The organism is Bacillus sp. Root131 (assembly GCF_001429475.1).
Lineage (GTDB): Bacteria > Bacillota > Bacilli > Bacillales > Bacillaceae_G > Bacillus_A > Bacillus_A thuringiensis_S.
The window spans coordinates 293,088-314,832 of the sequence record NZ_LMJQ01000012.1; the positions used below are offsets into that span (position 1 = coordinate 293,088).

The window sequence follows — 21,745 nt, forward strand, 5'->3', positions numbered from 1 at the left end:
GAATGGATACTATGGATACGATGGGTCGTCACGTGATCGCTGAACTTTGGGATTGCGATTTCGACAAGCTTAATGACATGCCGTATATTGAACAATTATTTGTGGATGCAGCACTAAGAGCTGGTGCTGAAGTGCGTGAGGTTGCTTTCCATAAATTTGCACCACAAGGTGTAAGTGGAGTAGTAATTATCTCGGAATCACATTTAACAATTCATAGCTTTCCGGAGCACGGTTACGCGAGTATTGATGTTTATACTTGTGGGGATCGTATTGATCCAAATGTTGCTGCAGAATATATTGCAGAAGGTTTAAACGCGAAAACGCGTGAGAGCATCGAGCTTCCTCGAGGCACTGGTAGCTTCGAAATTAAGCAGAGAGAAACAAAAGCTCTTTAAAAAAGAACATAATTGATTTAAAATGTAAAGAGGTGTATAATGCACCTCTTTTTTAGTTTATAAAAAAGAGGTAATATAACGTACTGGTTAGTTGAATAAATTGTACTCTTGCAAATGAGGTAGTGCCCTATATACCATCTTATTTTTAAGGATGAGATGATAAAGTGATGCGCTGAAACTTAAAGTGGTAAGAGAGTTAGAATGAGTTATATAATATTGTATATATATTTTAGGTGAAGTGAGTAGAGAAAAATAAAGAGTATAGTGTAAAGGAGTGAATGAATTGCGTTGTCCATCCTGTTCTCATAATGGTACAAGAGTGTTAGATTCGCGTCCGGTAGACGAGGGGCGCTCTATTCGAAGAAGGAGAGAGTGTGAAAGTTGCTTAAGTCGCTTTACGACCTTTGAAAGGGTAGAAGAGTCACCTCTTATCGTTGTAAAAAAAGAAGGCACACGAGAAGAGTTTAATAAAGAAAAGATTTTACGTGGTTTAATTAAAGCGTGTGAAAAAAGACCAGTATCTTTAAGACAATTAGAAGAAGTAACACAAAGCGTGGAACGTGAACTGCGTAATTTAGGTATATCAGAAGTGAAAAGTGATATGATTGGTGAAATTGTTATGGAAGAACTTCGCGATATTGATGATGTTGCTTACGTACGCTTTGCTTCTGTATATCGTCAATTTAAAGATTTAAATGTATTTATTGAAGAATTAAAAGATATACTGCAAAAAGAAAGAGAGTAGAAGTTGTATTTTATTCTCTTTACATACCGTAAGTGATAGGATAAGAGAGCTAGAAGCGTAAGCTAATAGCTCTTTTTCACTAAGAATTTATATAATGAAGATAGAACGAATGAAGTAGAGGATAGATTGGATGAGAGAAAGGAAAAGCAATAATGGAAAAACAGTCATGGATGGAGCTATTGCCGATTGATCGTTATAAAGTAAGTGCGAAAGGGCTACTGCATAATTACGACCGAAAAGTATTAACGATGTTGTATCAGCCGTTAATAGGTAGTAGAGCTTTTAGCTTATACATGACACTATGGGGGGAGCTAGAGCAAGATCGTGTATTTGGAAAAGAGAATACACATCATTCCCTTATGGTGACTATGCAAATGCAACTTCCTGAAATATATGAGGAACGAGTAAAGTTAGAGGCAATTGGGCTTTTGAAGGTATATATTAAGAAAGAAAAAGATATTCGAATGTTCATATATGAGTTGCAACCACCTTTATCTCCAAAGCAGTTTTTTGATGATATTGTTTTAAGTATCTTTTTATACAATCGATTGAGTCGGACAAAATATAATCAAGTAAAGCAATATTTCTTAGAAGAAGAATTTGATTTTGCTTCTTATGAAAATGTTACGCGCTCTTTCAATGATGTGTTTGGTTCGTTTAATCCAGGACAGCTTGAGCATGCGCAAGAAGATCTTCGTATCCCAAAAACGACAACTATGCCAAGTAACGAGAAGGGAGACGCTCCGAAAGTTTGGAATGATTTCTTTGATTTCTCTTTATTTGTAGATGGATTGTCCGCTCTTGTTCCTAAAAAGTCGATTACAGGTCAAGTAAGAGACTGCGTTATAACACTTGCTTACGTGTATGGTGTAGATGTGTTATCGATGCAAAATATCGTTCTTGGTGCGGTGACAGAGATGCAAACAATTGATATGGAAAGGCTTAGAAAAGGAGCTCGCGATTGGTATCAATTTGAAAATGGTCAAGCATTACCGGTATTAAGTGAAAGAGTACAGCCTCATGCTGCACGTACGATGAAAGAGAAAGAGCCTTCATCGCAAGAGGAGATGCTAATAAAGCAGCTAGAGGAAATCTCGCCAAAACAATTATTGAAAGAGATTTCTGGTGGTGCAGAGGCAACGAAAGCGGACTTGCAAATCGTTGAAGATGTCATGATTAATCAAAAATTGACACCAGGAGTTGTGAATGTACTTATTTATTACGTTATGCTACGCTCAGATATGAAACTTGCGAAAACGTATGTCGAGAAGATTGCTGGGCATTGGGCACGTAAAAAGGTTGGTACAGTAGCGGACGCGATGGCGTTAGCGAAAGAAGAGAACCGTCAATATCAAGAGTGGGCTGAGACGAAGAAAAAAGGCCGTACGGCGAAGAAAACGGTACGGAAAGAAATGGTACCAGATTGGCTTAAGGAAGAAGAGCCGAAGGAACAAGAGAAAGAAACGGCGAAGAAAGATGTAAGTGTAGAAAAAGATGCAAGTACGTTAGAAGATGAACGAAAACGATTAGAAGAAGTGTTAAAAAAATATAAGCGTGATTAATAGAAGAGAATGAACGCTCTTTGAGGTGAGAAAATGGAGCATATTCAAAATTCATTTGCAAAATTAATGGGAAATGAAAAATTTAAAAATAGATATGAAGTATTAAAGGCAGAAGTAATGGCGCATCCGCGTGTGAAAGAATTTATAGACGAACATAAAGGTGAAGTAACGACTTCTATGATTGAGCGCAGTCTTGTGAAGCTATATGAATATATTGGACAAAGTGTAGGTTGCGTGGATTGTCCGGATTTAGGTTCATGTAAAAATATGCTGCAAGGGTACGAGCCAAAGCTTGTTATTCAAGGGAAAATGATTGATATTCAATATGATCGCTGCGTTAGAAAAGTAGCACATGACGAGAGAAAGAAATATGAAAAACTCGTTCAAAGTGTATATATGCCAACGGATATTTTACAGGCAACTATGGAAAACTTAGACCCTTCTGATTTAAATGCACGTATCGATGCAATTGGTGCAGCGAATGAATTTTTAAGTACATATGAACCAGGTAAAAAAGCACAAGGTTTATATTTGTACGGTAAATTTGGTGTAGGAAAAACGTACCTTTTAGGAGCAATTGCGAACGAGCTTGCTCGAAAGAAAATAAGTTCGATGCTCGTATACTTCCCAGAATTTTTACGTGAAATCAAAAGTTCGATTCAAGATAATTCGATTGGTGAAAAGATTGATGCGGTTAAACGCGTACAAGTTTTAATGTTAGATGATATCGGGGCAGAAGCAATGTCAAGCTTTGTGCGTGACGATGTGCTTGGTGCAATCTTGCAATTCCGTATGTTAGAAAACTTACCGACGTTCTTTACGTCTAATTTTGATTTTAAACAACTGGAACACCATTTAACGTATACACAGCGTGGTGAGGCTGAAGAAATGAAGGCAGCACGTATTATGGAACGAATTAAATATTTAGCGAAACCAATTCCGATTGGTGGGAAAAATCGTCGTCATAAGTAAAAGAGCAAGCTGAGAAGCTTGCTCTTTTGTATTATAGTGATATTTTCTTTTCAAATATGAGGTCGAAATATTCAGGTTGTCCAGAACTGCCAATCGTAGGGGCGACAATCTGTACGAACCTCCAGTCATCTCTAGCATGTTCTTGAATAATTTCTTGGTAGTCTTCAGCTAGTTTTGAGCGAGTGAGCCCCCAATGGAATTCGACTTTTACGAATTTATATTCGAACATTCACATACCCCCTTTTAGTGATAAATAAAGTATACAATAAAAAATTCATAGTAGCTTGTATCATTTTTTTCTCCCTCCCTTAATATATATAAAATTAGCAAGCCAGATTGAGTGGATTTTCTAACGATAGGAAATGTAATTCTACTAAGAGTGAACTTCCACGGGACGGACTCTTATAGGATTTGTAACGTATAGATACAGTCCTTTAGAGCAGGGATAAAAGGGGGGACAAAAGTGATTGAAATTTGCTTCGAAGAAAAAAATGATGCTATGCACGTATATAGACAATTGCTGAAAAGAGCGGAAGTGTTATATAAGGAAACGAGTGTGTATTTACAGGAGCAAAAAGTGGTGATTCACATACCAGTACATGAATCGAATTATATTGAAAAGATCTTATTGCCAGTAATGGTGTATTTCATTGTGAATGTGAAACAAAATGAGTGGATTTATACGATCTTAAAAGAAAAGTTTTTTTATGAAGAACAAGAAGAGTGTCATCAAATATTGCACATGGCACATGAGATTTTAAAGGGAAGAAGAAAAGGTGTAGCTCAGGATTTAACTCGTAACGCATTTGAGTCATATATTAAGTCTTCTTTAAATAATTGGCTTTGTGATCCGCTCTCATTCTCGTTTTCATCATATATCCGTTTTCGTCTTCGTACATATAGGGAAATGGTGGCTAAACTTGCGGAAGTGGCAATTGATGAATATAAGATGGAGCAAGAATACCAAATGTTCATTGAAACGCTTCGGCAACAAGTGAGTAGCCGTAAATCACGCTTGTCCTGTGTGCATCTTATTTTTGATGAAAGCTTTATCTTTTATGATGATAAAGGTAGACGTTTAAAACAGGAGAAGTTGGTCCAATATATAGATGAAGAATTATTAAAGCAAAATGATGTATATATTGATACAAAAGTAATTGCGCCGCTTCTTTCTATTTCGCCAAAAAAGATTTATTTATATACGAAGGAACAAGACCATAATATGATTATTACTTTGCGAAATGTGTTTCAAGAACGGGTCCAATTACATGGATTACATGATTTTGAGCGCAATGTGAAAAATTTAAAAAATAAAGGTAACGCCCTTGATTTTCTAAGTTTTTGAGCATATAATTACCTACATAAATGAAATATATCGAAATGTCATGATGAGGACATGAGTAGTTTTCTACGATTTTCAGAGAGGGAAGCCTTAGGGTGTGAGCTTCCTAGTACGGGATTATTACTTACCACCTCTAAACTTTAGCAGTGAACGATTCTTTTAGTAATTGCTAACGGACAACACCGTTATGTTGAACTTGAGCAATTAACGATCATGTTAATTGGAACAAGGGTGGAACCACGAATTCAACACTCGTCCCTTTTTATGGGATGAGTGTTTTTTATTTTGAGAAAAAGAGGAGTGACCAGTGATGGCAGATGTAGTTAAAATTACTTTCCCTGATGGAGCTGTGAAGGAGTTTCCAAAAGGCGTAACAACTGAAGAAATCGCAGCTTCTATTAGCCCAGGCTTAAAGAAAAAAGCTGTAGCTGGAAAATTAAACGATGAGATGATCGATCTTGTTACACCAATCGAAGAAGATGGTGCAGTTTCTATTATTACATTAGATTCTGAAGATGGCTTATATATTTTACGCCATTCAACAGCCCACCTTTTAGCACAAGCGTTAAAACGTTTATATAAAGATGTTAAGCTTGAGCTTGGCATTGGCCCAGTAATTGAAAATGGCTTCTATTACGATATCGATATGGAAGAAGCAATTACAGTTGAAGACTTCAAGAAAATCGAAAAAGAAATGCAAAAAATCGTGAACGAGAACTTAGAAATCGTTCGTCATGAAGTACCACGTGCAGAAGCACTTCGTCGCTTTGAAGAAATTGGCGATGAGTTAAAATTAGATTTAATTAACGACCTTCCAGAAGATGCAGTTATTTCAATCTATGAGCAAGGCGAATTCTTCGACCTTTGCCGTGGTGTTCACCTTCCATCTACAGGGAAAATTAAAGTGTTTAAATTATTAAGCGTTGCAGGTGCTTACTGGCGCGGCGATAGCAATAATAAAATGTTACAACGTATTTACGGTACTGCATTCGTTAAGAAAGCAGAACTAGATGAGCACTTACGTATGCTTGAAGAAGCGAAAGAGCGCGATCACCGTAAATTAGGTAAAGAATTAAAACTATTTACTAATAGCCAAAAAGTAGGACAAGGTTTACCACTTTGGTTACCAAAAGGTGCAACAATTCGTCGTATTATCGAGCGTTACATCGTTGATAAAGAAGCAAGCTTAGGTTATGATCACGTATACACTCCAGTATTAGGAAGCAGAGAGTTATATGAAACTTCTGGTCACTGGAACCACTACCGTGATGGCATGTTCCCATCAATGGAAATGGATAATGAAGAATTAGTTCTTCGTCCAATGAACTGTCCTCACCATATGATGGTTTATAAAAATGATATTCACAGCTACCGTGAATTACCAATCCGTATTGCGGAACTTGGAACAATGCATCGTTATGAAATGTCAGGTGCGTTATCTGGATTACAACGTGTACGCGGAATGACTTTAAACGATGCGCACATTTTCGTTCGTCCAGATCAAATTAAAGAAGAGTTAAAACGTGTTGTAAACTTAACTCTAGAAGTGTACAAAGATTTCGGTTTAGAGAACTACTCATTCCGTCTATCTTATCGCGACCCAGCAGATACTAAAAAGTATTATGCGGATGATGAGATGTGGGAAAAAGCACAAGGTATGTTAAAAGAAGCTATGGATGAAATGGGTCTTGATTACTATGAAGCTGAAGGTGAAGCGGCATTCTACGGTCCAAAACTGGATGTTCAAGTTCGTACTGCTCTTGGAAAAGACGAAACACTTTCAACTGTACAATTAGACTTCTTACTTCCAGAACGCTTTGAATTAACTTATGTTGGTGAAGACGGTAAGCAACATCGTCCAGTTGTAATTCACCGTGGTGTTGTATCAACTATGGAACGCTTCGTAGCCTTCTTAATTGAAGAATACAAAGGTGCATTCCCAACTTGGTTAGCTCCAGTTCAAGTACAAGTAATTCCAGTTTCTCCGCAAGTACATTTAGACTATGCGAAGAAAGTACAAGACGAATTGCGTCGTGCTGGTATCCGTGTTGAATTAGACACTCGTGAAGAGAAGATTGGTTACAAAATCCGTGAAGCACAAATGCAAAAAATTCCGTACATGCTTGTAGTAGGTGACAATGAAGTAACTGAAAACGGCGTAAACGTACGTAAATATGGTGAACAAAAATCAGAAACAATCGCATTAGATGCTTTTGTTGACATGATTAAAGTAGAAGGAAAACGATAAGAAAAAGCCGCGGTATACCGCGGCTTTTTTATGTAATATACTTGAGGGGAATTAGAAAAAATACCCATGTAACACTTATCGTAAAAAAGTATTGCAAGTATGTTAGTTGTTTGTTACAATATTTCTTGTTGTTAGTAAAACACATCGCGTCTTCTTGACAGACGTCATGTCCTATGATAAACTCATCAAGGATAATAGAATATTGTTTTGTGGAACAAGTAGAAGCACCCGCTTCTCACCTGATGGACGCATTCGCAGTTAGCAGGTAAATGTATTTCTTACTTAAGATTTTACAAGTGTGGGTGTCGTATGCCCGCACTTTTTTTGTCGGGTTCTATGACTACAAAATATGTTCTGAGAAAACCTTGGAGGTGGCTTACTATTAGCAAGGATATGATGATTAACGAGCAAATTCGTGCACGTGAAGTACGTTTAGTTGGCGCAAATGGCGATCAACTTGGAATCAAGTCTCGTAATGACGCTTTAGACTTAGCTGCAAATCTTAATCTTGATTTAGTATTAGTTGCTCCAAATGCGAAACCGCCAGTATGCCGCATTATGGACTACGGTAAATTCCGCTTTGAGCAACAGAAGAAAGAAAAAGAGCAGCGCAAAAATCAAAAAGTAATTAGCATGAAAGAAGTTCGTTTAAGTCCAACAATTGATGAACACGACTTTAACACAAAACTTCGTAATGCTATCAAGTTTTTAGAGAAAGGCGACAAGGTTAAAGCGTCAATTCGCTTTAAAGGACGTGCCATTACTCATAAAGAAATCGGTCAACGTGTTTTAGATCGCTTCTCAGAAGCTTGTGCTGAAGTTAGTACAGTTGAATCTAAGCCTAAAATGGAAGGACGCAGTATGTTCTTAGTTTTAGCACCGAAAAACGATAAGTAATAGATAGAGGAGGAAATACCTATGCCTAAACAAAAAACTCATCGCGGCGCTGCAAAGCGTTTCAAAAAGACTGGATCAGGTAAACTGAAACGTTCTCACGCTTACACAAGCCATTTATTCGCTAACAAATCTACAAAAGCTAAACGTAAACTACGTAAAGCTGGTGTAGTAAGCGCTGGTGACTTCAAACGCATTCGTCAAATGCTTGACAACTTAAAATAAGTTCGGCTGATATATAGAACAATTAGGAGGTAATATTATGCCAAGAGTAAAAGGTGGTACAGTTACTCGTCAACGTCGTAAAAAAGTTATAAAATTAGCAAAAGGTTACTACGGTTCAAAAAATACATTATTCAAGGTTGCTAACCAACAGGTTATGAAATCTCTAATGTATGCATTCCGTGACCGCCGTCAAAAGAAACGTGACTTCCGTAAATTATGGATTACACGTATCAACGCAGCAGCTCGTATGAATGGTCTTTCTTACAGCCGCTTAATGCACGGTCTTAAAAATGCTGGCATCGAAGTTAACCGCAAGATGCTTGCTGACTTAGCTGTTCATGACGAAAAAGCTTTCGCTGAATTAGCAACAGTTGCAAAAAACAACATTAACTAATTAATTAGTTGAAACCTTAGAAGAATTTTCTTCTAAGGTTTTTTGTTTGTATTCAGAGAGAAGTTTGAAGTTCTAAAGATTAACGGATGTGCTGTTATCGATATGACAAAATTAATATAAAAACTATAGCGGTATAGAAGAATATATATGTGAAGTCAGGAGAATCCTCCTGGCTTTTTTTAATTCTGCTCTTTTGGAAAGAAGAGTATCTTTCCTAGCCGAAACGACACTGCTATAATGGAAAGATGATATGGAACTTTCATCAGATGAACAATTTAAGAGCGATGACTGAAACGTATTTGTAAATTAAGGACAAGCTATTTTATAAAGAGGTAGATAGCTGACTTATTCATAAGAACTGAAACATAATAATGAACTTTGAGATGAAACAACATTGTTGCGTAAAATGCGATGTTGGAGGAGGACAATAGAATGGACTTACTACAACTATTTAAATTACAAAAAGAATTAGATGACCGTATTGCAAAAGAACATGACTTACAACCGAAAAAATTGTTAAAAGAAAAAATGTTAGCTCTTCTTGTAGAAATTGGAGAACTTGCAAATGAAACACGTTGTTTTAAATATTGGAGCAACAAACCAGCTTCGGAACGTGGAGTAATATTAGAAGAATACGTAGATGGTTTGCATTTTATTTTATCAATCGGAATTGATTTAGGGATTGATAAAAACTTCCTATTCTATAAATGTGCACAAACGAATAAAACACAAGTGGAAATTTTCTTAGACACATACGCGAAAGTAATTCGTTTTACAGATCAACCATCTATTACAAACTATATTGAATTATTTACGAGCTATCTTCGACTTGGACAAGCACTTGAATTTGAGCAAGAAGAGATTGAAAAAGCGTATTTAGATAAAAATGAAGTAAATCATCAGCGTCAAACACAAGGATACTAATTTAATTTTTGAATATTTTAATTTAATTATTGTATAATGAATTGACTGAAGAAAAAGGAGGGTGTTGGCAATGACAAAATTAGACGCGACATTGACAATGCTAAAAGAATTAACAGATGCACGTGGTATTGCCGGTAACGAGCGTGAACCACGCGAAGTAATGAAGAAATATATCGAGCCATTTGCAGACGAGCTTTCTACTGATAATTTAGGAAGTTTAGTTGCGAAAAAAGTAGGGGAAGAAAACGGCCCGAAAATTATGGTTGCAGGTCATTTAGATGAAGTTGGCTTTATGATTACGCAAATTGATGACAAAGGTTTCCTACGCTTCCAAACGGTGGGTGGCTGGTGGTCACAAGTTATGCTTGCACAGCGCGTGACGATTGTAACGCGTAAAGGAGATGTAACAGGTGTAATTGGTTCAAAACCACCGCACATCTTACCTCCAGAAGCACGTAAAAAGCCAGTTGAAATTAAAGACATGTTCATCGATATCGGTGCTTCTAGCCAAGAAGAAGCAATGGAGTGGGGCGTACGACCAGGAGATCAAGTTGTACCTTACTTTGAATTCCAAGTGATGAAGAATGAAAAAATGTTACTTGCAAAAGCATGGGATAACCGAATCGGTTGTGCGATTGCAATTGACGTATTAAAACAATTAAAAGATGAAAAGCATCCAAACGTTGTATACGGCGTTGGAACTGTACAAGAAGAAGTTGGTCTTCGTGGTGCAAAAACATCTGCGAATTATATTAAACCAGATATCGCGTTCGCAGTAGATGTTGGTATCGCTGGAGATACACCGGGTGTAACGTCAAAAGAAGCGCAAAGTAAAATGGGCGATGGACCACAAATCATTTTATATGATGCTTCTGTTATTGGACATACAGGTTTACGTGATTTCGTAGTTGATGTTGCTGACGAATTACAAATCCCGTATCAATATGATTCAGTAGCGGGCGGGGGAACTGATGCGGGTGCGATTCATATTGCTGTAAACGGTATTCCTTCTATGGCAATTACAATTGCAACGCGCTATATTCATTCTCATGCAGCAATGTTACACCGTGATGATTATGAAAATGCAGTAAAGTTAATTGTAGAAGTTATTAAACGTCTTGATAAGGATGCTGTACATAACATTACATTTAAAACATAAAAAAGCGAAGGAGATTTTCCTTCGCTTTTTTATGTTTTAAAAAGGTCGTTCTAATCCTGCTGCAGTATGAGCGCCTAAAATAATTAAACGAGTTAATTGCATCGCCATAAAATGCGGGGTATATATCATTCCTCTTTTTAACCATGACATAATCATTCCGATGTGAGCCCCTGTCACATAACTAATCAAAATATCACGAGGAACCATAAGATCTTCGTCATCTGGTTGTGAAATAGACAAGCTTAATGTTAAATGCACTTGTATCGTTTTCATCATTTTATAAGAGTAGTTTCCGGCAGCTTTATCCCCAAGCATAACGTTATAAAAGTTTACATTTTCTGCGATATGTTCGAATAAAGCCAAAAATGTAGGATGAGGTGAATCGAATGTAAGTTGAAAATCTTCTTTATTTCTATTTTTCGGTTTAATTACTTCTGCTAGCTTCTCTAACATTTCTTCAATACTTTTGTCTAATAGGTCATATTTATCATGGTAATGGCTATAAAATGTAGCGCGATTTACAGGAGCACGTTCTGCGATATGTTGCACAGTTACATTTTCAAAGCCTTTTTCGCCTACTAAAGCGACAAAAGCATCCTGAATGAGTTGTCTCGTTCGCTTTACACGTGGATCATTTGTATTTTTAATAGACATTTTACTTCTCCTCGTTTAATTTTCTATACTTAAACAACATATTGGTATTATATTGTTGTTTAAGCAACATTTCATACGTAAATTGTCGGTTGTAGATTCAAAATAATTATTTATAATTATAAACGATAGTCCTTCAGAAATCAGCACCGCTCGCAGGTAGATAAGTTTCGATTTACGCTGCAGATGGTGTGATTTTTTCGTTAAAAGGTTAATATAATTAACAATTAAACAATCTAAACAATATGGACATAAATAGTTTAGAAAAAAATTATATGCGATATAAGGAGAGGAATGCAATGAATCAGTTTCGAAGAATGGTAATTATCAACATTATCACATTAATTGTACTAGTTGGCGGCGGTATTGTCGGTTATTACTATTACAACCAAACGGAAAATTACTTAAAAACAGACAATGCAAAGATCGATGGAAAGGTAATTCCGGTTGCTTCACCAGTAGCAGGGAAACTAACTGACTGGAAAGCTGAAGTTGGAAAAAATTACAATGAGAACGATAAATTAGGAGTTGTTACTGTAGCAGCAGCTAATGGAGAACAAACAGTAGATGTAACAATTCCACAAAATGCAACGGTTGTACAATCAAACGCAACAACAAATGCTTTCGTTGGAGCAGGTAGCCCGATTGCTTACGCATTTGATATGAACAATTTATGGGTAACAGCAAACATTGAAGAAACAGATGTTGATGATGTTCAGAAAGGTCAAGACGTAGACGTGTATGTAGATGCATACCCAGATACAACGTTAACTGGGAAAGTAGAACAAGTTGGTTTAACAACAGCAAATACATTCTCGATGTTACCATCAAGTAATTCAACAGCGAACTATACGAAAGTAACACAAGTAGTGCCAGTTAAAATTTCATTAGATCATAGCAAATCAGTAAATATTGTTCCTGGAATGAATGTGTCAGTTCGTATTCATAAGTAAGGGGGAGATGAGATGTCCTCAATTGCAATTGTAGGATATGCACTATTTTGTATAATCGTCTTCTTCCTTGTAAATCGTCTTTTACGAAAGAAAAAAACGAACGTGGGAGAAGAACAAGTCCCAGCCGTAAGTAAAATAGAAGTAAGTAAGCTAGAAGCAGTAGAGAAAGAAAGTGAACAAAAGCAAGAAGCCGAAATTTCTAATGTAGTTGAATTAGAAACAGGCAAGCAAGAAGAAGTAAAACAAGAAAAAGAAATGCCGAAAAAACAAACGTCTATGCCTATAGAGGATGTAAATGTAAAAGCAGTTGTAACAGTATTAATTCTCGGCATGTTCGTTTCTATTTTGAACCAAACAATCATTAACGTTGCATTGCCTCCGTTAATGAATGAATTTAACGTATCAACTTCAACGGCGCAATGGTTAATTACAGGGTTTATGCTTGTAAATGGTATTTTAGTGCCGATTAGTGCCTTTTTAGTTTCACGATTTACGTATCGTAAATTATTTGTAGCGGCAATGTTATTCTTCACAGTAGGATCTATCATTTGCGCTACTTCAGGAAACTTTACAATGATGATGACAGGCCGCGTAATTCAAGCAGTTGGTGCGGGTATTTTAATGCCGGTTGGTATGAATATCTTTATGACATTGTTCCCGCCTCATAAGCGCGGAGCGGCGATGGGATTACTAGGTGTTGCAATGATTTTAGCACCAGCTATCGGACCAACTGTAACAGGTTGGGTGATTGAAAACTATAGCTGGAACTTAATGTTCTATGCGATGTTTATTATCGGTTTAATTATTACGTTCCTATCTTTAAAATTCTTTACACTAGCTCAGCCAGTGTCTAAAACGAAATTAGATATATTCGGTGTTGTTAGTTCAAGTATTGGACTAGGAAGCTTATTGTACGGATTTAGTGAAGCTGGAAATAATAGTTGGACTAGTGCAGAAGTCATTATTTCACTTGTTATCGGTGTAATTGGTTTAGCGTTATTTATTTGGAGAGAGTTAACAACGGACAATAAAATGCTTGATTTACAAGTATTTAAATATCCAGTATTTACTTTTACTTTAGTAATTAACGCAATCGTTACGATGGCATTATTCGGGGGTATGTTATTGCTTCCAGTATATCTGCAAAACATTCGTGGCTTTACGCCAATTGAATCTGGTTTACTACTTCTTCCAGGATCATTAATTATGGGGATCATGGGACCAGTAGCGGGTAAATTATTCGATAAATATGGCATTCGTCCATTAGCGATAATTGGATTGGCAATTACGACGTATGCGACATATGAATTTACAAAATTATCGATGGATACACCGTATAGCGTTATTATGACGGATTATATTATACGTTCAATTGGTATGTCATTCATTATGATGCCAATTATGACAGCTGGTATGAACGCACTGCCGATGAAATTAATTTCTCACGGTACAGCAACGCAAAATACGTCAAGACAAGTAGCTGGTTCAATCGGAACAGCGATTTTAATCACACTTATGACGCAACAAACAACTGCTCACGTAGCAGATTACGGCAACATGTTAACAACATCAAACCCAATTTTAGTTGATAAAGTACACGGTATGGGGCAAAGTTTAGCAGCGATTGCCGGATCAGCTCAAGCAGGAGATGCGATGAGCACACAACTATTATATGGACAAATTTCAAAGCTATCTGCAATTAACGGTATTAACGATGCCTTCTTAATTGCAACGATACTAGCAGGTATTGCTTGGGTGTTATCGTTCTTCTTACAATCAGGCAATAAACCAAATAGAAAAGCAGGGAATTAAATTTCCTGCTTTTTTGTTTTCTTATAAAAAGATGCAATTAGATATAGAATGAATCACCTGCAGACATGAGTTCCCAGAAAATAACTCCTAATAGTCCCGCAATAAAAATAATGAATCCCATGTTGCGTATACTTTTAATTTTCATTTGTAATCCCCTTACCCCTGCTAATAATCCAGTTAAAGAAAACAATATCCAGTATAAAGTAGTTGAAATAGGGAGGATTGTCTCGCTATTCACCCCCATGCTCCAAAAAACAAAAGGTAGCGTTACAAAGGAAAAGCTAAGTACCCCCATTAAACCAACAAATAATTTCCGATGTTTAATACTAGTAATAATTAAAAAAATACCACCGAAAAATCCGCATAAGACAAGAAGTGGCATATAAACAATCCAAAGGAAGCTAAACATATATAATCTCCTTTTATGTAATGAGTTATATTTTACTACATCAGGTTCATTTTGGATATTATTAATAAATATGTATAAATTGATAGAAATGGGTAGTAATGATACGGATTATCAAAAAGTGCTAATTGAAGAAGAGTTTGAAGTTGTGATAAAAGAGTAAAAAGAGGTATCGTGATGATACCTCTTTTTAACTGAAGAATGCCAACGTATTATTTATAATATGAAATAACATAGCTGGAAGAATGGATTTTGTTTTCTTACATAAAATAGCCATTAATAATCCCATGAAGAAAGTAATTACCATTACTCCAAGTGAGTATGTATGAGCGATACCAAAGAAGAAACTTGTTAAGACTGCTGCAATCCAAAATGGAAAGCGCTCAGAGAAGAAATGAAGTATAAAACCACGGAAAATAAGTTCTTCAAAAATTGGTGTGAGTATTGCAAATCCGAGAAGTAATAGTATTTGATATTGCTTAAAAACGTCTAAGTTTAGTGCGGAAGATTGTTGCTTTGTTGCGTCTTGGAACACATAATTTAATAAGAAGTAGTTGATTATGATGTTTATAGCGAAGAAAAGAAGTAAATATACGTATGTGCGCCATTCTTTCAGTGCTTTAAAGTTAAAAGAGTTCAGTAATAATCTTTTCGCAGGTTTGAATTTAAAAATAAAGAATAACAACATGGCTAGTTGTAACCCTATACTTGCGGTGTTTGCAATAGATTCATACAGGGCAATTTGCTTTTTATTTGTAAGACTAGCCGTATAAATTGTTAAGGGCAGTATTGCTAGGAACAAGGTAATGAGTCCAGTTCCGAAAAAAGCAAATAAAACGGAGCTAATAAATTGTCCCCATGACATAGAGTGTTTCTGTTCATCAGAAAGTTGTGTAGCGGATTGCATCTGTGAAATCACCTCTTTATATTTGTATATTAAATTATAGATTAATTTGTTTCTGAATGTAACATTTAAATATTACATACAAAGGTGTATTTTTCGTAAAATAATAAAAGAGGTATCACCCTGTAGTGATGCCTCTTTCTCATTGATAACTATGTTCTGCCTTGTTATTCAATTTGGCTTGCTCTATTTGCAATTCACGCTCTACCAATCGATCTAATTGCTGAATAGCTTTAAGTGCTTTTTCATAAGAAATCGTTCTATAATGATGAGCTCCGCCTGGTTCTTCATCTGTTTCGTCTGCCCATTTAATAATGCTTTGAAGAGATGTTCTTTCAATTTCTTGTTCCACTAAGAAAGAATCTGTATGCAGAAGGATTGCGATAGAAATTTCTTTTGCTAGTTTTGGATGTTCTCCCAATCTAATAAGTAATTTATGTGCTCTTTCTGCGCCTTTAATTGCATGGATATCATTCTTTTTATATAAGTCATAGTCCCATTCGCCGCCTGTGTACCACGTATGATGTCCGATATCATGAAGGAAACCGGCTTTTGTCGCAGCATCGACTGAGGCGTGGTGCTTTTTAGCTAAGTGAAACGCATGGTAAGCGACAGCGATCGCGTGGACCATTCCGGAACGGTTTACGTATTTTTGTGTAATGTGATGTTTAAAAACTTGTTCAAGCGTAATACGGTGCATAAAACATTCACTCCTTTTATCTAATGATGTATACGAAGAAAAATCGATCGGTTTAAATGTATTTTGAACATTGTACTCCATCATAGTTACGTTAGTAAAGTAGAAATGTTTAGGAGAAGAAAAATTTTTTTTGTAAAAAAATCACCTTAGCTTATGCGAAGGTGATTTTCAAATTGCTTATTTTTTTAATCCTTGCTCTAGTGTTTCTAACATTTCGTGCTTTTCATTTTCATCAGCGTTTTTCCAAATGACTTCAAATAAGACGCCAAGACCTGGAAGCATTTTTTCTTCACCGCTTTGAATTGCATCGACAATTGTTTCTTGTAATTGATCTTGTGAATTACCAGATACATTCGCTAATACGGCACCGCGTAAATTAAAACTCATTGTTTTCACCTCTTCTTCAGAATTGAAACTGACGTTAGTTTTTGTTCTTTTTTATGTAAATATGTATGAAAAATAGGCTATAATGATAAGACAAGAAGAGAGGGAACTACATATTATGAAAAACATTGATTCAGTACAAAATCCGCGTGTAAAGCAGTGGAAAAAGCTGCAAACGAAAAAAGAACGCGATAAAAAAGGTTTATTTTTTGTAGAAGGATTCCACTTAGTCGAAGAAGCTTTGAAGGCAGGAATTGTAACAGAACTTATCGTTTCAGATCAGACAGACCTTCCGAAAGATTGGACAGTTAATGATGTAGAAATGTATATCGTGCCTGAGGCTATTGTAAAAATACTTCGTGAAACAGAAACGACGCAAGGTGTATTTGCTGTTTGTGAGAAGCATGAGAAAGAAGTAGCTCTTACTGATGGGAAATTCCTTTTATTGGATGGCCTGCAAGACCCAGGTAATTTAGGAACAATTATTCGTACAGCTGATGCAGCTGGTATTCACGCCGTTGTGCTTGGAGAAGGTTGTGTTGATGTTTACAATAGTAAAGTACTCCGCTCTACACAAGGTTCTATTTTCCGCTTGCCAATTGTAAAAGGGAACTTAGAAGAATGGGTAGACAAGTTAAAAGAAAATAACGTTCCTGTATATGGAACAGCTCTTGAAAATGGAGTTCCGTATGGTGAGGTAACTCCGGCCGGAAGTTTTGCATTAATTGTTGGAAATGAAGGAAATGGCGTACGCCAAGAAATTCTTACAAAAACGGATCAAAACTTGTATATTCCGATTTACGGCGGGGCAGAATCATTAAATGTTGCGGTTGCAGCAGGGATTTTAACGTATTATTTACAAAGCCCAGTTGCGAACAAATAAAAAACTTCTTATAATAAGTTGAAGTACATTATATTAAAAGTTAAATAACGAAAAACGTTGATAGAGAAGAGTAGCTTACAAAATCGCCATATAGGGAGAGAGTGCCGTAGACTGAAAGCATTCTTATGGTAGACGGAAGTGAATTCACCTCTGGAGTTGACGCCAGGACCATGTATATGTAAAGGCGTTCCGGTCAGAATTGATCGTTATAACTAATGAGTGGGCAGACTTGTTCTGTCAATTTAGGGTGGTACCGCGAATTTACCTCGTCCCTTTTTGGGAGCGAGGTTTTTTTATTTTTAAAATTAGGAGGGTTCCAAAATGGAAGCACGTTTAAAAGAGCTAAAGCAAAAAGCGTTAGAGCTTATTGAAGAAGCGAAAGAGCTAAAGGGCTTAAACGACGTACGCGTAGCGTATTTAGGAAAAAAAGGTCCAATTACAGAAGTATTACGCGGCATGGGAAAATTATCAGCAGAAGAGCGTCCACGTATGGGAGCATTAGTGAATGAAGTACGTGAAGCGATTCAAACGCGTCTAGAAGACAAAATTAGCAACTTAGAAAAAGCAGTAATTGAAGCGAAATTAGCTACGGAAACAATTGATGTTACATTACCAGGTCGTCCTGTTGAAACAGGTTGTCACCATCCGTTAACAGCTGTTGTTGAACAAATTGAAGATGTATTCATCGGTATGGGTTATGAAGTAGCTGAAGGAACAGAAGTAGAAAAAGACTACTACAACTTCGAAGCACTAAACTTACCGAAAGATCACCCAGCACGTGACATGCAAGATACATTCTACATTACAGAAGAAACGTTACTACGTACACATACATCTTCTGTGCAAGCACGTACGATGGAAAATAATAAAGAAAAAGGCCCAATCAAAATTATTTGTCCTGGTAAAGTGTATCGCCGCGATGATGATGATGCGACGCATTCACATCAGTTCATGCAAATTGAAGGCCTTGTAATTGATAAAAACATTCGTATGAGTGACTTAAAAGGTACACTGCAAGTATTCGTGAAAAAGATGTTCGGTGAAGATCGTGAAATCCGTCTTCGTCCAAGTTTCTTCCCATTCACAGAGCCATCTGTAGAGATGGATATTTCTTGTATGATGTGTCATGGCAAAGGTTGCGGCACTTGTAAAGGAACTGGCTGGATTGAAATTCTAGGCGCAGGTATGGTTCACCCGAACGTACTTGAAATGGCTGGTTATGATTCAAAAGAATATCAAGGTTTCGCATTCGGTATGGGCGCAGAGCGTATCGCAATGTTGAAATACGGCGTAGATGACATTCGTCATTTCTATACAAATGATGTACGTTTCTTACAACAATTCAAACGAGCGTAAGGGAAGGAGAGGATAAATATGTTCGTATCATATCGTTGGTTACAAGAGTATGTAGATATTAAAGATGTAACAGCACAAGAACTAGCAGACAAAATCACGAAAAGTGGTATTGAAGTAGAAGGCGTTGAAGTATTAAATAAAGGTGTAAAAGGTGTTGTAGTTGGTCACGTATTAGAATGTGAAAAACACCCAGAAGCTGATAAATTAAGCAAATGCTTAATCGATATCGGTGAAGAAGAGCCAGTTCAAATTATTTGTGGAGCTGCTAACATTGCAAAAGGTTTAAAAGTGCCAGTTGCAAAAGTTGGTGCTGTACTTCCTGGTAACTTCAAAATCAAAAAAGCAAAACTACGTGGTGAAGCTTCTCACGGTATGGTTTGTGCTCTTCAAGAGCTTGGCATTGATGGAAAGTTAGTTTCAAAAGAATATGCAGATGGTATCTTTATCTTCCCAAGTGACGCTGAAGTTGGTGCAGATGCACTTGAAATTTTAAACTTACACGATGAAGTACTTGAGCTTGGTTTAACACCAAACCGTGCAGATTGCTTAAACATGTTAGGTGTTGCATATGAAGTAGCTGCTATTTACGGCCGTGAAGTAAAACTTCCAGCTATCGACTTACAAGAAACAGCAGAAAAAACTTCTGATTACATTTCTGTAAGTGTAGAAGCGAAAGAAGAAAATCCATTATACATTGCAAAAATGGTGAAGAACGTAAAAATTGGTCCATCACCAATGTGGATGCAAACTCGTCTTATGGCAGCTGGCATTCGTCCAATTAGCAACGTAGTTGATATTACAAACTACATTTTAATGGAATACGGTCAACCGTTACATGCATTCGATTACGATAAATTAGGTTCAAAAGAAATCGTTGTTCGTCTTGCAAAAGAAGGCGAAAAAATTGAAACATTAGATGATCAAGAGCGTACATTACAAAGCCACCATCTTGTAATTACAAACGGAACAAAAGCTTTAGCTGTTGCTGGTGTAATGGGTGGGGCGGATTCTGAAGTTACAAATGAGACAGTAAACGTTCTAATTGAGTCTGCATACTTTGCAGGTCAAACAGTGCGCCGCACATCAAAAGACTTAGGTCTTCGTAGTGAATCAAGTGCACGTTTTGAAAAAGGAATCGACCCAACACGTACATTTGAAGCAATTCAACACGCAGCTGCCTTAATGGCGAAATATGCTGGCGGTGAAGCACTTGAAGGTGTAGTAGAAGCTGATAACTTACAAATACAAGAGCGTACAGTATCTGTTACTGCTGAAAAAGTAAACCGTGTATTAGGTACAAATATTTCTGCGAGTGAAATGGGTACAATGTTCGCGAACTTGAAATTTCCATTCACAGAAGTAGAAGGAACATTCCATGTAAATGTACCAGCACGTCGTCCTGATATTACAATTTCAGAAGACTTAGTAGAAGAAGTGGGCCGTCTATACGGTTATGACCACATTCCAGTTACATTACCTTCTGGAACGATGACTCGTGGTAAATTAACATCAGCACAAACGAAACGTCGTAAAGTACGTCGCTTCTTAGAGGGTGCTGGTTTATATGAAGCAATCACGTATTCATTAACGAGCGCTGACAAAGCGAAACAATACATGATTGAGCCAAACGAAAAGGCACCTGTAAACCTTGCACTTCCAATGAGTGAAGAGCGTAGCCAACTTCGTTTAAGCTTAGTGCCACAATTGCTAGAAGCAGTTTCATACAATATTGCTCGTAAAAACGACAGCGTTGCTTTATACGAAGTAGGTTCTATCTTCTTACCAACAGAAGCAGGAGAACTTCCGAAAGAAGAACAACACCTTGCAGGTGTTATGACAGGTCTTGCTCTTCACCATGCATGGCAAGGTGAGAAGAAAGTAGTAGACTTCTTCGTTGTGAAAGGTGTACTAGAAGGACTATTCGACGTACTTGGCGTTTCAAACCAAATCACATATGCACCAGCGAAACGTGAAGGTATGCACCCAGGTCGTACAGCTGACATCGTATTAGATGGCGAAGTAATTGGTTTCATCGGTCAATTGCACCCAGAAGCAGAAAAACAATTAGATGTGAAAAATACATTCGTATTTGAACTATCTCTTGTAAAAATATTCGGTGCAGACGCTGAAGAAACTTACTACTCAGCAATTCCGCGTTTCCCATCTATGACACGTGACATGGCTGTTGTAGTAACAAAAGAAACAAAAGCTGGTGAAATGAAGCAAGTCATTGCTGAAGCTGGCGGAGAACTTTTGAAAGACGTAACACTATTCGACTTATACGAAGGTGAAAAAATGGAAGAAGGCAAGAAATCACTTGCATTCTCTATGACTTACTTCGATGCAGAACGTACGTTAACAGATGAAGAAGTAACAGAAGCGCATAACCGTGTATTAACAACGGTAGAAGAGAAATTTGGTGCGGAGTTACGTAAGTAATTAGAAAATTGCCGGATTCATTCCGGCAATTTTTTTATTGCACAATCGTCGACAGATGTCGGTAAGTCGATATATTACAAAAATCGCTTATATATTTTATGGCATCTTGCATCTTTCTCTCGAATGTAGTACATTAATTTTAGTTTAACAAAATGAAAGACGATGATAAGGAAAAGTAGTATATACTATAATCCAAAGCGAGTCAGGGGCGGTGAGAGCCTGATGAGGCGGTATATGTGAAGAACACCTTGGAGTTGCTAACCGAAATTGAATCTTGTATTCAAGAGTAGACTTAGACGGGAAGCCGGCCTGTTACAAACCGGGAAGTATGTATTACATACGAGTTAAAGTTGGTCTTTATGACAAATTGGGTGGTACCGCGAAGTTTAACCTTTCG

At 36.9% G+C, this 21,745-nt stretch carries 22 protein-coding genes and 4 other annotated features (1 of these 26 running past the window's edge); of the genes, 16 read left to right on the forward strand and 6 right to left on the reverse strand.

What is annotated here, in order from left to right; genetic code table 11:
• Nucleotides 1-11 precede the first annotated feature (11 nt).
• From speD to dnaI, 4 genes are all read left to right on the forward strand, one after another.
• Nucleotides 12-395, forward strand: a complete 384-nt coding sequence (speD, locus tag ASE54_RS22410) for an adenosylmethionine decarboxylase (protein ID WP_002003660.1) — start codon at nucleotides 12-14, stop codon at nucleotides 393-395.
• 283 nt (nucleotides 396-678) lie between these two features.
• Complete coding sequence (gene nrdR, locus ASE54_RS22415) at nucleotides 679-1,140, forward strand: transcriptional regulator NrdR (protein WP_001203687.1); 462 nt, start codon at nucleotides 679-681, stop codon at nucleotides 1,138-1,140.
• A 152-nt stretch (nucleotides 1,141-1,292) separates the two neighbouring features.
• The gene (locus ASE54_RS22420) at nucleotides 1,293-2,702 is read left to right on the forward strand and encodes a DnaD domain protein (RefSeq protein ID WP_000415033.1); all 1,410 of its coding nucleotides are present in this window, start codon (nucleotides 1,293-1,295) and stop codon (nucleotides 2,700-2,702) included.
• Between the two features lie 33 nt (nucleotides 2,703-2,735).
• Nucleotides 2,736-3,674: a primosomal protein DnaI gene (gene dnaI, locus ASE54_RS22425; RefSeq protein WP_000400117.1), complete on the forward strand. Its 939-nt coding sequence runs from the start codon at nucleotides 2,736-2,738 to the stop codon at nucleotides 3,672-3,674.
• Nucleotides 3,675-3,705: 31 nt separating this feature from the next.
• Here dnaI and ASE54_RS22430 read toward each other — a convergent pair whose 3' ends face one another.
• Nucleotides 3,706-3,903, reverse strand: a complete 198-nt coding sequence (locus ASE54_RS22430) for a DUF4177 domain-containing protein (RefSeq protein ID WP_000464454.1) — start codon at nucleotides 3,901-3,903, stop codon at nucleotides 3,706-3,708.
• A gap of 234 nt (nucleotides 3,904-4,137) precedes the next feature.
• Between ASE54_RS22430 and ytxC the strand changes: the two genes are divergently transcribed.
• The 7 genes from ytxC (at nucleotide 4,138) to ASE54_RS22465 (ending at nucleotide 10,860) form a co-directional block, all read left to right on the forward strand.
• Nucleotides 4,138-5,019 carry a putative sporulation protein YtxC gene (ytxC, locus tag ASE54_RS22435; RefSeq protein ID WP_000569624.1) on the forward strand — a complete coding sequence of 294 codons (882 nt, stop codon included), beginning with the start codon at nucleotides 4,138-4,140 and terminating at the stop codon, nucleotides 5,017-5,019.
• Between the two features lie 31 nt (nucleotides 5,020-5,050).
• Nucleotides 5,051-5,279, forward strand: a binding site (T-box leader).
• A 47-nt stretch (nucleotides 5,280-5,326) separates the two neighbouring features.
• Complete coding sequence (gene thrS / locus ASE54_RS22440; protein ID WP_000786077.1) at nucleotides 5,327-7,264, forward strand: threonine--tRNA ligase; 1,938 nt, start codon at nucleotides 5,327-5,329, stop codon at nucleotides 7,262-7,264.
• A 210-nt stretch (nucleotides 7,265-7,474) separates the two neighbouring features.
• Nucleotides 7,475-7,595, forward strand: a sequence feature (ribosomal protein L20 leader region).
• 62 nt (nucleotides 7,596-7,657) lie between these two features.
• Nucleotides 7,658-8,161, forward strand: coding sequence for a translation initiation factor IF-3 (gene infC / locus ASE54_RS22445; RefSeq protein ID WP_000973215.1), 504 nt, complete (start codon nucleotides 7,658-7,660; stop codon nucleotides 8,159-8,161).
• A gap of 21 nt (nucleotides 8,162-8,182) precedes the next feature.
• Entirely contained in the window at nucleotides 8,183-8,383 is a 201-nt protein-coding gene (gene rpmI, locus ASE54_RS22450; protein WP_001125945.1) for a 50S ribosomal protein L35, read from the forward strand.
• A gap of 37 nt (nucleotides 8,384-8,420) precedes the next feature.
• Complete coding sequence (gene rplT, locus ASE54_RS22455) at nucleotides 8,421-8,777, forward strand: 50S ribosomal protein L20 (protein WP_001138362.1); 357 nt, start codon at nucleotides 8,421-8,423, stop codon at nucleotides 8,775-8,777.
• A gap of 432 nt (nucleotides 8,778-9,209) precedes the next feature.
• Complete coding sequence (locus ASE54_RS22460; RefSeq protein ID WP_000365052.1) at nucleotides 9,210-9,701, forward strand: dUTP diphosphatase; 492 nt, start codon at nucleotides 9,210-9,212, stop codon at nucleotides 9,699-9,701.
• Nucleotides 9,702-9,771: 70 nt separating this feature from the next.
• A complete protein-coding gene (locus ASE54_RS22465) occupies nucleotides 9,772-10,860 on the forward strand; it encodes a M42 family metallopeptidase (protein ID WP_000163553.1) in 1,089 nt (362 codons plus the stop codon).
• Between the two features lie 36 nt (nucleotides 10,861-10,896).
• On the opposite strand, the gene ASE54_RS22470 is transcribed toward ASE54_RS22465, so the two are convergent.
• Nucleotides 10,897-11,514 (reverse strand): TetR/AcrR family transcriptional regulator C-terminal domain-containing protein, encoded by a 618-nt coding sequence (locus ASE54_RS22470; RefSeq protein ID WP_000023661.1) that lies wholly within the window; start codon nucleotides 11,512-11,514, stop codon nucleotides 10,897-10,899.
• 296 nt (nucleotides 11,515-11,810) lie between these two features.
• Between ASE54_RS22470 and ASE54_RS22475 the strand changes: the two genes are divergently transcribed.
• Together ASE54_RS22475 and ASE54_RS22480 are read left to right on the forward strand one after the other, a co-directional pair.
• On the forward strand, nucleotides 11,811-12,464 hold the full coding sequence (locus ASE54_RS22475; RefSeq protein WP_001071424.1) for an HlyD family efflux transporter periplasmic adaptor subunit: 654 nt from the start codon (nucleotides 11,811-11,813) through the stop codon (nucleotides 12,462-12,464).
• Between the two features lie 12 nt (nucleotides 12,465-12,476).
• The gene (locus ASE54_RS22480; RefSeq protein ID WP_000094778.1) at nucleotides 12,477-14,276 is read left to right on the forward strand and encodes a DHA2 family efflux MFS transporter permease subunit; all 1,800 of its coding nucleotides are present in this window, start codon (nucleotides 12,477-12,479) and stop codon (nucleotides 14,274-14,276) included.
• 37 nt (nucleotides 14,277-14,313) lie between these two features.
• Here ASE54_RS22480 and ASE54_RS22485 read toward each other — a convergent pair whose 3' ends face one another.
• From ASE54_RS22485 to sspI, 4 genes are all read right to left on the reverse strand, one after another.
• A complete protein-coding gene (locus ASE54_RS22485; RefSeq protein ID WP_000490825.1) occupies nucleotides 14,314-14,685 on the reverse strand; it encodes a hypothetical protein in 372 nt (123 codons plus the stop codon).
• 187 nt (nucleotides 14,686-14,872) lie between these two features.
• Nucleotides 14,873-15,589, reverse strand: coding sequence for a type II CAAX endopeptidase family protein (locus tag ASE54_RS22490; protein WP_001190239.1), 717 nt, complete (start codon nucleotides 15,587-15,589; stop codon nucleotides 14,873-14,875).
• Nucleotides 15,590-15,728: 139 nt separating this feature from the next.
• Nucleotides 15,729-16,286 carry an HD domain-containing protein gene (locus ASE54_RS22495; protein ID WP_000554807.1) on the reverse strand — a complete coding sequence of 186 codons (558 nt, stop codon included), beginning with the start codon at nucleotides 16,284-16,286 and terminating at the stop codon, nucleotides 15,729-15,731.
• A 177-nt stretch (nucleotides 16,287-16,463) separates the two neighbouring features.
• Nucleotides 16,464-16,673, reverse strand: a complete 210-nt coding sequence (gene sspI, locus ASE54_RS22500) for a small acid-soluble spore protein SspI (protein WP_000009509.1) — start codon at nucleotides 16,671-16,673, stop codon at nucleotides 16,464-16,466.
• Nucleotides 16,674-16,755: 82 nt separating this feature from the next.
• On the opposite strand from sspI, the gene ASE54_RS22505 reads away from it, so the two are divergent.
• The 3 genes from ASE54_RS22505 (at nucleotide 16,756) to pheT (ending at nucleotide 21,348) form a co-directional block, all read left to right on the forward strand.
• The gene (locus ASE54_RS22505; RefSeq protein WP_003309975.1) at nucleotides 16,756-17,553 is read left to right on the forward strand and encodes an RNA methyltransferase; all 798 of its coding nucleotides are present in this window, start codon (nucleotides 16,756-16,758) and stop codon (nucleotides 17,551-17,553) included.
• A gap of 48 nt (nucleotides 17,554-17,601) precedes the next feature.
• Nucleotides 17,602-17,830, forward strand: a binding site (T-box leader).
• Nucleotides 17,831-17,874: 44 nt separating this feature from the next.
• The gene (gene pheS / locus ASE54_RS22510; RefSeq protein WP_000388222.1) at nucleotides 17,875-18,909 is read left to right on the forward strand and encodes a phenylalanine--tRNA ligase subunit alpha; all 1,035 of its coding nucleotides are present in this window, start codon (nucleotides 17,875-17,877) and stop codon (nucleotides 18,907-18,909) included.
• A gap of 18 nt (nucleotides 18,910-18,927) precedes the next feature.
• Nucleotides 18,928-21,348 (forward strand): phenylalanine--tRNA ligase subunit beta, encoded by a 2,421-nt coding sequence (gene pheT, locus ASE54_RS22515; RefSeq protein WP_000498178.1) that lies wholly within the window; start codon nucleotides 18,928-18,930, stop codon nucleotides 21,346-21,348.
• A gap of 153 nt (nucleotides 21,349-21,501) precedes the next feature.
• Nucleotides 21,502-21,745: a binding site (T-box leader), on the forward strand (it continues 8 nt past the right edge of the window).